Source organism: Amycolatopsis orientalis (assembly GCF_000943515.2).
Classification (GTDB): domain Bacteria; phylum Actinomycetota; class Actinomycetes; order Mycobacteriales; family Pseudonocardiaceae; genus Amycolatopsis; species Amycolatopsis orientalis.
This window is the reverse complement of record NZ_CP016174.1, coordinates 146,763-159,807: the sequence shown is the minus strand read 5'-3', so window position 1 is coordinate 159,807 and position 13,045 is coordinate 146,763. Positions and strand designations below refer to the sequence as shown.

The 13,045-nt window shown below is 67.8% G+C and carries 15 protein-coding genes; 10 read left to right on the top strand and 5 right to left on the bottom strand.

Annotated features, from left to right (window positions below; genetic code table 11):
* Window positions 1-26: 26 nt before the first annotated feature.
* Both SD37_RS00715 and SD37_RS00710 read right to left on the bottom strand, forming a co-directional pair.
* Window positions 27-533 (bottom strand): DoxX family protein, encoded by a 507-nt coding sequence (locus SD37_RS00715; protein WP_044849421.1) that lies wholly within the window; start codon window positions 531-533, stop codon window positions 27-29.
* Window positions 534-664: 131 nt separating this feature from the next.
* Window positions 665-1,696: a glycerophosphodiester phosphodiesterase family protein gene (locus SD37_RS00710; protein WP_044849422.1), complete on the bottom strand. Its 1,032-nt coding sequence runs from the start codon at window positions 1,694-1,696 to the stop codon at window positions 665-667.
* Window positions 1,697-1,767: 71 nt separating this feature from the next.
* Here SD37_RS00710 and SD37_RS00705 point away from each other — a divergent pair, with 71 nt between their 5' ends.
* From SD37_RS00705 to SD37_RS00675, 8 genes are all read left to right on the top strand, one after another.
* Window positions 1,768-2,529 carry a MerR family transcriptional regulator gene (locus SD37_RS00705; protein WP_044849739.1) on the top strand — a complete coding sequence of 254 codons (762 nt, stop codon included), beginning with the start codon at window positions 1,768-1,770 and terminating at the stop codon, window positions 2,527-2,529.
* A gap of 112 nt (window positions 2,530-2,641) precedes the next feature.
* Window positions 2,642-3,832 carry an ATP-binding protein gene (locus SD37_RS00700; RefSeq protein ID WP_044849423.1) on the top strand — a complete coding sequence of 397 codons (1,191 nt, stop codon included), beginning with the start codon at window positions 2,642-2,644 and terminating at the stop codon, window positions 3,830-3,832.
* Between the two features lie 284 nt (window positions 3,833-4,116).
* Window positions 4,117-4,266: a hypothetical protein gene (locus tag SD37_RS42990; protein ID WP_007032374.1), complete on the top strand. Its 150-nt coding sequence runs from the start codon at window positions 4,117-4,119 to the stop codon at window positions 4,264-4,266.
* A gap of 238 nt (window positions 4,267-4,504) precedes the next feature.
* Window positions 4,505-5,428 (top strand): bifunctional helix-turn-helix transcriptional regulator/GNAT family N-acetyltransferase, encoded by a 924-nt coding sequence (locus SD37_RS00695; RefSeq protein WP_044849424.1) that lies wholly within the window; start codon window positions 4,505-4,507, stop codon window positions 5,426-5,428.
* A 69-nt stretch (window positions 5,429-5,497) separates the two neighbouring features.
* Complete coding sequence (locus SD37_RS00690) at window positions 5,498-5,854, top strand: YciI family protein (protein WP_044849425.1); 357 nt, start codon at window positions 5,498-5,500, stop codon at window positions 5,852-5,854.
* A 2-nt stretch (window positions 5,855-5,856) separates the two neighbouring features.
* On the top strand, window positions 5,857-6,234 hold the full coding sequence (locus SD37_RS00685) for a YciI family protein (protein ID WP_052674782.1): 378 nt from the start codon (window positions 5,857-5,859) through the stop codon (window positions 6,232-6,234).
* Window positions 6,231-7,442 (top strand): RNA polymerase sigma factor, encoded by a 1,212-nt coding sequence (locus SD37_RS00680; RefSeq protein WP_044849426.1) that lies wholly within the window; start codon window positions 6,231-6,233, stop codon window positions 7,440-7,442. The genes SD37_RS00685 and SD37_RS00680 overlap by 4 nt, the downstream gene beginning before the upstream one ends.
* A 202-nt stretch (window positions 7,443-7,644) precedes the next feature.
* Window positions 7,645-8,277, top strand: a complete 633-nt coding sequence (locus SD37_RS00675) for a hypothetical protein (protein ID WP_044849427.1) — start codon at window positions 7,645-7,647, stop codon at window positions 8,275-8,277.
* On the opposite strand, the gene mctP is transcribed toward SD37_RS00675, so the two are convergent.
* On the bottom strand, window positions 8,274-9,917 hold the full coding sequence (gene mctP / locus SD37_RS00670; protein WP_044849428.1) for a monocarboxylate uptake permease MctP: 1,644 nt from the start codon (window positions 9,915-9,917) through the stop codon (window positions 8,274-8,276). The genes SD37_RS00675 and mctP overlap by 4 nt on opposite strands.
* On the bottom strand, window positions 9,914-10,192 hold the full coding sequence (locus SD37_RS00665) for a DUF3311 domain-containing protein (RefSeq protein WP_037307387.1): 279 nt from the start codon (window positions 10,190-10,192) through the stop codon (window positions 9,914-9,916). Before SD37_RS00665 ends, mctP begins: the two co-directional genes overlap by 4 nt.
* A gap of 203 nt (window positions 10,193-10,395) precedes the next feature.
* Here SD37_RS00665 and SD37_RS00660 point away from each other — a divergent pair, with 203 nt between their 5' ends.
* Both SD37_RS00660 and SD37_RS00655 read left to right on the top strand, forming a co-directional pair.
* Entirely contained in the window at window positions 10,396-12,012 is a 1,617-nt protein-coding gene (locus SD37_RS00660; RefSeq protein WP_044849429.1) for an alpha/beta hydrolase, read from the top strand.
* Window positions 12,013-12,192: 180 nt separating this feature from the next.
* Window positions 12,193-12,468 (top strand): helix-turn-helix domain-containing protein, encoded by a 276-nt coding sequence (locus SD37_RS00655; protein WP_044849430.1) that lies wholly within the window; start codon window positions 12,193-12,195, stop codon window positions 12,466-12,468.
* On the opposite strand, the gene SD37_RS00650 is transcribed toward SD37_RS00655, so the two are convergent.
* The gene (locus SD37_RS00650) at window positions 12,465-13,040 is read right to left on the bottom strand and encodes an EndoU domain-containing protein (protein ID WP_037307397.1); all 576 of its coding nucleotides are present in this window, start codon (window positions 13,038-13,040) and stop codon (window positions 12,465-12,467) included. The two genes, SD37_RS00655 and SD37_RS00650, sit on opposite strands and share 4 nt — an antisense overlap.
* Between the last annotated feature and the right edge of the window lie 5 nt (window positions 13,041-13,045).

Below are 13,045 nucleotides of genomic sequence, written 5' to 3'. Positions count from 1 at the left end.
GAAAGTCCCGTTCATAACATCGGTGGTCACTTCGTGATGGCCTTCTCGGCGCGCTTCGCCAGCTTCTCGGCGCGCTTCTCCGTCTTCGACGCGGCCCGGCGGGCGCGCCAGCCGAGCGAGGGCTTGCCCGCGGTGTCGGCGGCGGCCAGCAACAGGCCGCCGGCGAGGCTGGCGTTCTTGATGAACTGGATCTGCTGCTGCTGACGTTCGGCCGGTTCCTTGATCTCCCAGAACCGGTGCGCGGCCAGCGTCGTCGGGACGAGGCTGCCGAGCAGCAGCAGCGAGGCCAGCCGCGGCGCCCGCCCGGTGGCGAGCGCGACTCCGGCGCCGACCTTCACCGCCGCGTCGATCCGGACCAGGGTGGCGGGGTCGCGCGGCACCGATTCCGGCACCACGCCCTCCAGCTTGTCGAAGGACTCGGTGAGGAACGGCTCCGCGGCCTTCGCGTGGCCCTGGGTGTCCCTCAGCGCGCCGATCCCGCCGGAGATGAAGATCGCGGCGAGGAGCGGACGTGCGACGCGGCGGAGAATCACGGTCGTAGCCTTTCTTGATCCGGACCAGGGAAAGCAAATCTATCCCCAGACTTCCCGCCTGCCAGGGCGCCGAACCGCGCTAACGGGGTATCCGTGAATATTTCTCTGGTACTAGACAGCGCTAGATTTCGTTAGCGAGCCGGATACGCCTTCGGCAGCTTGAACCCGTGGTCCGCCGCGACCTCCCGCAGCCTGTCCGGGTAGTCGGTGATGATGCCGTCGACGCCGTCGTCGATGAGCTTGTGCATCGTGGCCGGGTCGTCGATCGTCCAGGGCACGACCTTGATCCCCGCGCGGTGCGCCTCGGTGACCAGGGCCTTCGTGGTGAACGGCCGGTAGTCCGGGTCGCCGACCTTGCCGCCCTGCGGATTGCCGTGCACCGGCGAAAGCGCGCTCGCGCCGAACGACTTCACCGCGCGGACGGGGCTGCCGCCGAAGTCGTCGATGTCGAGGCCGCCGAGCCACGGCGATTTACCCGGCTGCCCGACCTGGAGGAACTCCGGCTGCGTCAGCGCGACCACCGGGAGCCACGGCGCGACCTCGCGCAGCCGCATCAGCGTTCCCCAGTCGAAACTCTGGACGGTGACGTTGCGCGCGAATCCCGACCGCAGGATCTCGCCCACCGCCCGCTGGACGAACTGCTCACGCGGGGCGGTCTCCTGCGGAGCGGCCGCCTCGACCTTCGTCTCGATGTTGAACTTGACGCCCCACGCGTGACGCTCGCGCGCCAGCTGGAACAACTCGGCGAGCGTCGGCATCTTGGCGCCGGGGGAGAGCGTCTGGCCGGGGTGCGCCGGCTGGCGGATCGATCCGCAGTCCAGCGTGCGGACCTGGGCGAACGTCAGGTCCTTCACGTACTTCCCGACGTACGGGTACGCCGGGTCGCCCGGCGTCGCGGGTGCGGTGTCACGGCACTTCGCGGGTGTCGTCTTGCGGTCGTGGGTGATCACCTCGCGACCGTCCTTGGTGATCTGGATGTCGAGTTCGAGGGTGGTCACCCCCAGTTCCAGCCCTTTGCCGAACGACGCGAGCGTGCTCTCGACCGTGAGGCCGAGCCCGCCGCGGTGGGCCTGGACGTCGAAGGCGCGGCGGGGGTGCGCGTCGGCGACCCCGGCCGTGGTCAGAGTGAGCGCGGTGGCGATGACCAGCGCAAAGGTCTTCATGGCCGAACCATGACACAGCCGGGTGAACTTCGATTGACTTTGACGCAACGTCAACCTCTACCGTCGTGGACATGCCGAACGAGAAGGAGTGGTCGATCCAGGACATCGCCCGCACGGCCGGGACCACGAGCCGCACGCTGCGCCACTACGGCGACATCGGGCTACTCGAACCGAGCCGGGTGGGGAGCAACGGATACCGCTACTACGACCAGGACGCGCTGGTGCGGCTGCAACGGATCCTGCTGCTTCGCGAACTCGGGCTGAGCCTGCCCGCGATCGGCGAAGTCCTCGAAGGGGAGCAGGACACGACGGCGGCGCTACGCACGCACCTGAAGTGGCTGGAGCAGGAGCGACAGCGGCTCGGACGGCAGATCGAATCGGTCAAAACGACCTTGAGGAAGACGGAGAGAGGTGAACGACTGATGGCAACGGAAGTGTTCGACGGCTTCGACCACACGAAGTACGAGAAAGAGGTCACCGAACGCTGGGGCGCCGACGCCTACAAGCAGGGCGACCAGTGGTGGAAGTCGCTGAGCGCCGAGGACAAGAAGGCGCACCAGCAGGAGCAGAAGGACATCGCGGCCGCATTCGGGGAAGCCCGCGCGAAGGGCCTTCCTGCCGACGGCGACGAGGCGCAGGCGCTCACGCAGCGGCTGTACGACTGGCTCCGGCCGGCCGTGCGCGCGGTGTCGAAGGGCTACTTCGCCGGTCTCGGGCAGCTTTACGTCGATGACCCGCGCTACGGGCAGTACGACGAGAAGCACGGTGCGGGAACCGCGGAGTACATCCGCGACGCGATGACGGTCTACGCCGAGCGGAACCTGCGGGATTAAGACCGAAGGACGGGGCTGCAGACCCGTCCACTCGGCGTAACCCGCCGCGACACGCCTATCCCTCTATGGCGGAATATCGGACCCACACTAGAAACGCCGATAGCGTGTGAGAGTGGATCCCATCCGCAACCCCTTCGCCCCGGGCGCCGGTCAACGGCCGCCCGAGCTGGCCGGTCGTATGCGTGAGCTCCAGGCCTTCGAGGTCGTCCTCGAACGGGTCGCGCGCGGGAGACCCGAACGCAGCCTGATGCTGACCGGCCTGCGCGGCGTGGGCAAGACCGTGCTGCTGGGCGAGCTGCGCTCGAAGGCCATCAAGCACGGCTGGGGCGCGGGCAAGATCGAAGCCCGTCCCGACACCGAACTCCGGCGACCGCTCTCGGCCGCGCTGCATCGCGCGATCCGCGACCTCGCCGTGCGCCATCGCGCGCCGGACCGGGTCGAGCAGGTACTCGGCGTGCTCAAGGCGTTCGCGCTGCGCGCCAACAAACCGGACGCCAAGCTGCGCGATCGCTGGCAGCCCGGGATCGACGTGCCGGCGGCGCAGGGCCGCGCCGATTCCGGCGACATCGAGATCGATCTGGTCGAGCTGTTCACCGAGGTCGCGGAGCTGGCGGCCGACGTCGGCACCGGCGTCGCGTTGCTGATCGACGAGATCCAGGATCTGCTGCCCGAGGACGTCTCCGCGCTTTGCGCCGCCTGCCACGAACTCTCGCAGTCCGGGGCGCCACTGGTCGTGGTCGGCGCGGGACTGCCTCACGTGCCCGCCGTCCTCTCGGCGTCGAAGTCGTACTCCGAACGCCTCTTCCGCTACGCGCGTATCGACAGGCTCGAGCGCGAAGACGCCGACCTCGCGGTGATGGCGCCCATCGAGCGGGAAGACGCGGGGATCGAACCGGAGGCACTGGACGCGCTGTTCGACGCGTCCGGCGGTTACCCCTACTTCATTCAGGCGTACGGCAAGGCCGCCTGGGACGCGGCCCCCGCCGATCCGATCACCGTGAAGGACGTCCAGGTCGCCGCGCCGGAGGCCGAATCGGAACTCGCGGTCGGCTTCTTCGGCTCCCGCTATGAGCGCGCGACACCCGCCGAACGCGAGTACCTGCTCGCGATGGCCGAGCTGACCCAGGGCCGGGATGAAGCGGCCGGCACCGCCGATGTGGCCGTCTACCTGGGGCGGAAGCCGTCTTCGCTGTCTCCCGCGCGGGACAGCCTGATGAAGAAGGGCCTGGTGTACTCCGCCGAGCGCGGGCACATCGCCTTCACCGTCCCGCATTTCGGCCACTACCTGCTCGGCCGGGACTAGATCTCTCTCGCACTCTCTAGCACTAGGACTATAAAGCGGTAGAAAGCTCTACCATCCTCTTCATCGCGCCCTCTTCCGCCGTATGGCACGAACACTAGAGACCGCTAGCGTTACCAAGAAGTGACCGGCGACACCAAATCTCTCCGGATTTTCCTTCCCGTTGCCGATGATTCATCGGCAGGTGTGCCAAGTCACCGGATAATCGTTGGATTCCTTGTGAAAAAGGGTGCATACTAGAAGCACAGCCACGAAGACACAAGACCCTCAAGGGGATGACTTAACCGATGAACAACATCGCCGCCAAGCTCCGTGCCCGTCGCGCCGAGGCTCGTACTCGCCGGGCGCTGAACCGGGCGATCGACACCGCGGCCACCGCGACCGTTCGTCAGGAGCTCATCGCTATCTCCCAGGCGCGTCACACGCACATGCGCTGACCTGACAACCACCGTTGTGAGTGTCGCCCATTAGAGTGACCTACGACACATAGTGCGTGAGGTGTAACGCCGCGGAACACCGCGTCGATACCCACTACGACCCCGTGATGCTGGCGGACCCCCGACCTGGCAGCATCACGGGGTTTCCATATGTCCGGATCCTTCCGCGAAATTTCTTGCCGTCACCGCTTCGCGCGGTAATCTTTGACCCAGTCAACGAATCTGTTGAGGTGGTCAAATGACTGGATCCGCGGACCGGGTGGCGACCGTCCGGGCGTTCAACCGCCTGTACACCGGCGTGATCGGCGTCCTCGACGAAGGACCGGCCGACGCCGAGTACTCCCTGAGCGAGGCCAGGGTCCTCTTCGAACTCGCGCAGCAGGATGCGACCCAGGTCACCGACCTGCGCAAACGCCTCGACCTCGACGCCGGCTACGCGAGCAGACTGCTCGTCAGGCTCGAAGGCCGCGGCCTCCTCATCCGTGAACGCAGCGACGAGGACGCGCGCCGTCAGGTCATCCGGCTCACCGAAGAGGGCAAGAAGGCCTTCGCCATCCTCGACGCGCGCTCGGTGGACCGGATCGGCTCGCTGCTCGGCCGGTTCGCCGACGACGAGCAGGAGCGGCTGCTCGGCGCGATGGACACGATCACGTCGCTGGTCGGCGAACGCGCGGCCGATCCCACACTGGTCCTCCGGCCGCCCCGGCCCGGCGACTTCGGCTGGGTGGTCCACCGCCACGGCGCCCTCTACTCGCGCGAGTACGGCTGGGACGAACGCTTCGAAGCCCTCGTCGCGCGGGTCGTCGCGGACTACGCCGACCATCGCGGTGATCCCCGCCAGGCCGGATGGATCGCTGAACTCGACGGAGAGCGGGTCGGCAGCGTCTTCTGCATGCCAGCCGAGGACGGACACACCGCGAAGCTGCGGCTGCTGCTCCTCGAACCGGCCGCTCGCGGACGCGGCGTCGGGAAGCGCCTGGTCACCGAATGCGTCGAGTTCGCGAGAGCGTCCGGTTACCCGGCGATCGAACTCTGGACGGTCTCACTGCTGGACGCGGCGCGGGCGATCTACCAGAAGGCGGGCTTTCAGCTGGTCAGCGAAGAGACGATCCCCGGCTTCGGCTATGAGCTCACCGGGCAGACCTGGCGGCTGGAGCTGTGAGATGACGCGATCGTGTCGATTCGCGGCGTGCTTGCTCGTCTAGGGACCATCGATCCCAGGGAGGAAGTCATGCCCCACTACATCGGATTCATCCGCGCGACCAAGAACGCGCACGACCATCTCGGCCCCGACGAGGCACAACGCGTCCTCGAGAACTATCTGGCGTGGGCCGACGAGCGGACGAAGGAGGGGCGGTTCGTCGGCGGCGGCGGGCTGTCGAAGAGCGGCCGTGTACTGCGTGGTTCGGGCGGCGAGGTCGGCGCGACCGACGGTCCGCATACCGAGGCGACCGAGATCGTCGGCGGCTACCAGGTCATCGAGGCCGACGATCTCGATCAGGCGGAGAAGATCTTCGCGACGCACCCGCACCTGCGGTTCGGGCCGATCGAGGTGCGCAAGGTCGGCGAGCGCGGTTGCGAGGACTGACGATGCCGAAATTCGTCGGTCTGATGACCTTCCCGCGGGATGCCGAATCCACGGGTCAAGCCACGGAGAGCGGCATAGACCGGTACTTCGCGTGGCAGGAGGAACTGCGGGCGTCGGGCAGGCTGATCGCGGCCGCCGGGCTCGACCCGGAATCGCGGGTGGTGCGCGCCGGGACGATCACCGACGGGCCGTTCACCGAGGCCAGCGAGATCGTCGCCGGGTATCTCGTGGTCGAAGCCGCCGATCTCGACGAAGCGGCGAAGCTGTTCGAGACGCATCCGATCGCGGTGGACGGCGTCGGGATGTTCGTGGTCAGCGAGATATCGCTGGAGCTCGACACCCCGCGCGAGGAACACCTGAGCCGCTTCGAGCGGTCGTGAACCGCCCGGCCGGCGTGGTCGAGCATCTGTTCCGGCACAGTGCCGGGCGGATCGTCGCCACGCTGGCCAGGGCGCTCGGCCCCGAACGGCTCGATCTCGCCGAGGAGGCCGTCGCGGACGCGCTGGAGCAGGCGTTGCGCAGCTGGCCGCAGTGCGGGGTGCCGGACAATCCGCAGGGCTGGCTGTTCCGGGCGGCGCGGAACCGGGCGATGGACGTCGTCCGGCGGGAGCGGGCGCTGCGGGCACTGCTGCCGCGGCTGGTGGAACTCGACGGCTACGACGTCGACCGGCGTACCGACGACGAACTCGTGCTGATGCTGCTGTGCTGCCATCCCGCGCTGCCGACGGTCTCACAGGTGGCGCTCACGCTGAAGACCGTGGGCGGGCTCGGGGTGAACAAGATCGCGGCGGCTCTGCTGACGAAACCGGCGACGGTCGCGCAACGGCTGGTGCGGGCGAAGAGGTGGCTGCGGCGCTCCGGGAAGCCGCTCACCCTGCCGGGACCGGACGCACTGGAGTCCAGAGTGGACAGTGTGCTGGCGGTGCTCTATCTGCTGTTCAACGAGGGCTACGACGCGACGACCGGTGAGGTCGCGGTGCGCGGGGAGCTGTGCGGTGAGGCGATCCGGCTGGGACGGCTGCTGCTGGCCGAGCCGAAGACGGATCTGCCCCGGGTGCGGGCGCTGGTCTCGCTGATGCTGCTGCAGGCGAGCAGGCTGCCCGCGCGGGTCGACCTCGCCGGCGATCTGCTGCTGCTCGACGAGCAGGACCGCGACCGCTGGGACCATCCGATGATCGCCGAGGGGACGCGGTTGTTCGGGCTGGCGTGCACCGGCCCGGAGATGTCGGCCTACCACGTGGAGGCGGCCATCGCGCTGTGTCACAGCACCGCTTCCCCGCCCGACTGGAGCCGGATCGTCGGGCTGTACGACGACCTGCTGGCGCTGCGACCGTCGCCGGTGGCGCGGCTGAACCGGGCGATCGCCGTGTCCATGGTGGACGGTGCCTTCGTCGGGATCGCCGAACTCGAGGCCATCGAGGCCGACCTGCCGGATTACCCCCTGCTACCGGCCGTCCTCGGCGCGCTGTGGCTGCGCGCCGGCGACCCGGCGCGCGCCGCCGTCCACTACCGGCGGGCGCTGGCGCTGCCGTGCTCGGAGCCGCGACGCCGTTTCCTCACCCGGCGTCTGGCGGCCTGCACCCCCTGACCCGCTTTTCGGCCTCCGCGCGCGAACCCCACCCCCCACCCGTCCCAGGGGGGCGCGCCCCGCTCCAGCGTATCGGGAGGGGGTGTCGGGGAGCGGGGTCGTGGAGGATCAGGGGCCGAGTTGTCCACAACGGCGGTGTCGTGTGGATAACCGAGGGGAGGGAGGCTGGGGGACGGCACGCCATCCCTGGTTATCTGGACACGTGAACTGGACCGCGTACATCGACGGCTATTGCGAACGGGTCGCGCCGGGTCTCTGGGGTGAGCCGCTCAACAGCCTCAGCAACCTCGCGTTCCTGATCGCCGCGATCGCCGTCTGGCGGCAGGCCAAGGAAACCCACGGCCGCGTCTTCGCGCTTCTCATCGGCTTGGTGTTCCTCGGCAGCACGGCCTTCCACCTGTTCGCGACCCGCTGGGCCGCGGCCGCCGATTCCGGCTTCATCCTGGTGTTCGTCCTGTACTGCGCGGCGGTGTTCCCGCACGTGTTCTTCGGGGTCCGGCGCGGGCTGTCCTGGCTCGGCATCCTCGTGTTCCTGGCGTTCACCGCCGTCGTCGCGTCGCTGGGCGGCGGCCTGTACCTGTCCGCGCTGATCGGGCTCGTGGTCTTCGCGGTCGTCCTCAAGGGCGAGGATCGCCGCGGGTTCGCGCTCGCCGCGGGGGTCTTCGGGGTGTCCCTCGCGTTCCGGACGACCGACCACACCGTCTGCGGGCACTTCTCCGCCGGGACGCATTTCCTCTGGCACCTGCTGAACGGGTTCGTCCTCTACCTCGCGGCGTCCACGGCCACGAAAAAAGCCGCGTCCCGGCGGGACGCGGCTTCTTCGGTCAGCGATTAGTGGACGCCGATCTCGCGGAGATCCTTGTCGTGCTCATCGGCGTGGTAGTCCTCGGGCTCGGTGTCGTCCGTGCCGTTGAAGACCTTCATCTGCCGCGCGATCACCGTGAAGATCACCGCGATCAGCAGGTTCGCCAGCAGCGCCACGAAACCGACGTAGATCTGCAGCTGTGAGCCGCTGAACGGGTGCCAGCCGAAGATCGACAGCTTGTCCAGCGCCAGCGCCGAGCCGCCGAAGTGCGCCTTGCCGGTCGCCGCGTTCGGGATGCCGTACAGCAGGATCAGGCCCCAGCCGATGCCGACGACCCAGCCCGCGATCAGGCCCCAGCGGTGGAACCACCGTGTGTAGAGCGAGATCGCCACCGCGGGCAGCGTCTGCAGGATCAGCACCCCGCCGATGAGCTGCAGGTCGATCGAGAACTGCGGGTCGATGAACAGGATGAACGCCACCGCGCCGAACTTCACGATCAGCGAAGCGAGCTTGGCCTGCTTCGCCTCTTGGCCCGGCGTCGCGTTCTTCTTGATGTACTCCTTGTAGATGTTGCGGGTCCACAGGTTGGCCGCCGCGATCGACATGATCGCCGCGGGCACCAGCGCGCCGATGCCGATCGCGGCGAACGCGATCCCGGCGAACCACGACGAGAACTGCGAGTCGAACAGCACCGGGACGACGGTGTTCGTATCGGGCTTGCCGGTGGCGTTGTTGGTGATCGGCTTGACCGAAGCGCTGATCGCCACGTAACCGAGCAGCGCCAGCAGACCCAGGACCAGCGAGTACGCCGGCAGCGCGACCATGTTCCGCTTGATCACGCTGCGGCCGCGCGAAGCGAGCACGCTGGTGAGCGAGTGCGGGTACAGGAACAGCGCGAGCGCCGAACCGAGGGCCAGCGTGGCGTACTGCAGCTGGTTGTTGGCGTTGAGCAGGATGCCGTCCGCCGGGGACTGCGACTTGTCGAACTTCGCGTCGGCCGCGTCGAAGATCGCCGACCAGCCACCGAGCTTCGAGGGCAGGTAGATGATCGCCACGATGATCACGAGGTAGATCAGGATGTCCTTGACGAACGCGATCAACGCGGGCGCGCGCAGGCCGGACTGGTAGGTGTAGACCGCCAGGATGATGAAGGCGACCAGCAGCGGCAGGTGCCCGATGATGCCGGAGCCGTTGATGCCCATCGTCCGCAGCACCGCTTCGAGGCCGACGAGCTGCAGCGCGATGTAGGGCATCGTCGCGATGATGCCGGTGATCGCGATCAGCAGCGCCAGCGTCGGCGAACCGAACCGGCCGCGGACGAAGTCGGCGGGCGTGACGTAGCCGCGGACACGGGAGACCGACCACATGCGCAGCGCCGGCATCAAGACGATCGGGTAGACGATGATCGTGTACGGCAGCGCGAACATGCCCATCGCGCCGGCGCTGAACATCAGCGCGGGGACGGCGACGAAGGTGTACGCCGTGTAGAGGTCACCACCGAGCAGGAACCAGGTGATCCACGAGCCGAACTTGCGGCCGCCGAGACCCCATTCGTCCAGGTGGTCGAGGGTGTTGCCGGCCTTCCAGCGCGAAGCGACGAAGCCGAGGACGGTGACGACCGCGAAGAGGATCGTGAAGATGATCAGCTCGGGCCACTGGATGCCGTTCACTTGAGGTCCCCCTCGTCGAGCTTGTCGACCGACAGCCGGTCGGGACGCTCACTGGTCGGCTTGTCCTTGGTCATCACGAAGACGATCCACGTGCACAGGACACCGACGGCCACGAACACGAATTGGAACCAGTAGAAGAACGGCATCCCGAACAGCCGAGGGCCGTCCGTGTTGAACAACGACGTGATCAGCACCAGCAACGGGATGATCAGCAGGAGGTTCCAAGGGCTGAACTGAAAGCCCTTCACCTTCCCGTCTGCCTTACCTGACGCCATCGGACCTCACCTAACATTCCCGTAACCCCGGATGGTCCCGATGACCCTAGAACCTCTCCCCCACCTGGGTCACGCGTGCCCGATATCGATTTGATCAGCACCGTCGATCCGACGAAGGGCGGTTGCCGCCCGCATCCGGAGCGGATATCAATAGCCCGCAGTCGCGAACAGGAACTTCGCACGCAAGACCAAAGGGGCATCGGATGAAGAAACTCCGCTATGCGGTGGTGATCCCGGCTGTCGCCGGCACCATGCTGGCCGGGTTCACTCCTGCGTTCGCAGGACCGGAGGCGGCCACGCAGCAGCCTCTGAACTCCACCAACATTCCGGCGAAGTACGCGGGCCAGAAGCTGGACTGGCACAAATGCACGGCCAATGAGCTGCCGTCCGCGCCGCCTCCGGGGGCCGAGAACATCGAGTGCGCGACCTACCGGTCGCCGCGCAACTGGTACAACCCGGGCGAGAACATCGACCTGACGATCGCCGTCAGCAGGCTGGCCGCGACCAGCGGCACCGCGACGGCCAGCGTCATCACGAACCCCGGTGGCCCCGGCGCTCCGGGCCGGAACTTCCCGGCGCGTCTGCGCAACCAGACGAAGCTGCGCGCGAACCAGGAGATCATCGGTCTCGACCCGCGCGGAACCGGCAAGAGCACCAACATCACCTGCGGCAACGCGATCGGCACCGGCTCCGACCTCGACCCGCGCGACCGCAGCCGGGCGAACCTCAACCTGATCCTGGACGCCACCAAGTACGCGGCGGACTCGTGCCAGGTGAAGTCCGGCGAGCTGGGCCCCCTCATCAACACCGCCCAGACCATCCGCGACATCGACCTGCTTCGTGTCCTGCTGGGCCGCGACAAGATCAACTGGGTCGGCTACTCGGCGGGCACCTGGATGGGCGCGCACTACGCGCAGCAGTTCCCCACCCGGACCGGCAAGTTCCTGCTCGACTCGTCGACCGAGTTCACCACCACCTGGCAGAACTCCTTCGACGGGCAGCCGCTCGGCTTCGAGCGCCGCTGGCGTCAGGACTTCCTGCCGTGGATGGGCAAGTACGACAAGGTCTACGGCTTCGGCAAGACCGGTGAAGCCGCGCGCCAGAGCTACGAGAAGGTCCGCTTCGCGCTGACGCAGAAGCCGGTCGAGGTGGACGGCGTGCCGGTTTCGGCCAACGCGCTCGACTCGACCATCGCGGGGTACCTCTACTCGAAGCGCAACTTCCCGGCGCTGGCCGAGTACCTGGTCAACCTGAAGACGCTGACCGAGGGCACCTCGACCCAGCAGCAGAAGAGCACGGCCGCGCAGAAGGTCAAGGCGGAGACGGTGGACGGTGACGGCGTCATCGGCCCGCAGCCGCTGTTCGTCCCGAGCGACGGCGACTCCTACAACGCCAGCTTCTGGTCCATCCCCTGCAACGAGGGCCCCTGGTACGGCAACCGGAACAGCGTCATCCGGCAGTCGCAGAAGCTGATCGACAAGGACCTGCCGCTGCTCGGCGCGGGCTGGCTGATCCAGCCGTGCATCTTCTGGAAGAACAAGCCGGTCGACCTGCCGAGGCTCGACGGCGTCGGCGTCCCGCCGGTGCTGATCGTCCAGTCGGTGCACGACCCGGCGACCCCGATCGAGGGCGCGACCCGTGCCCACCGCGCGTTCGCCAACTCGCGGATGATCACCGTGACCGGCGAGGGCGACCACGGGATCTACGCCGGCGGCAACGCGGGTGTGGACAAGGTCGTGGAGGACTTCCTCGTCGACGGCAAGGTGCCGAACGACCAGAGCCTCCCCGGACTCCCACTTCCGGTGCCCGCGGGCGGCTGATGCCCCCAGGGATTGTGGCCCCGTCGAGCTTCGGCTCGGCGGGGCCCTTTCTTTCGCCCCGTCCCCAGCCTGTGCACAGAGTTGTCCACAGGCTGGGGGTAACTCCGGTCTCGTGAGTGGTGATGACGGTTAGAACCGTCATTACCACTCACGAGAGGGGCCGGTATTACTATTGGGTCCATGGTGCGAGTGCCGTTGACGGGCGAGGAACGCGAACGTGGCGAGCGGCTGGGGCTGGTGCTCCGGGACGCGCGTGCGGCGGCGTCGCGGAGCATGGTCGAGGTCGCCGCGGAGGCCGGGATCTCGGTGGAGACACTCCGCAAGATCGAGACCGGCCGGATCCCGACGCCCGCCTTCTTCACCGTGGCGGCGATCGCGGACGCCGTCGGGCTGCCGCTGGACACGCTGCGGACGGCCGCGGAAGGCAACGACGGGGAAGTCGCCGAAGCGAGTTAAGGGCGCAGAGTCGCCAGGGCGTGGGCCCGGTCGTTCAGGTAGAGGAACCCGTCGATCGGCAGGTCGAAGCTGTTCAGCAGGCTTTCCAGGGTGGCGAACTCGTCCACCCCGAGCCGCAGGTCCTCGTTCACCGCGTGCGCGATGAGGACGTCGGCAAGCTCCTCCCACTCACCCGACCAGTGCAGGGTCCGGTAGAAGGCCAGGACGTCCGGCGCGACGCGGTCCGCGATCTGGTCGAGCAGGCTTTCGCCGAAGAAGCTGATGCGGCCGGCGGCCAGGTCGGCGACGGTCGGGTTCGCCGGGTCGGCCGCGGTGTCGGGATTGCGGACCACGCCGGGACCCGCGACGGGATATCCCGTCTTGACGTGCCCGTTGTCCTCGACGAGCACGATCAGATGCACGCCGTACCGCTCGCCCGCGCAGCGCCAGCGGCCGTTGTGCTGTCTGCGACGAGGTTCGCTCGGATCGTTCGCGACGTCCTTGATCACCGCGATGATCTGCTCGTCGGTCCAGCCCGCGGGGAACTCGCTGGTCGCCCGCCGTCCCTTTCCCGGTGCGTGCCCGCCGCCCACTCGTG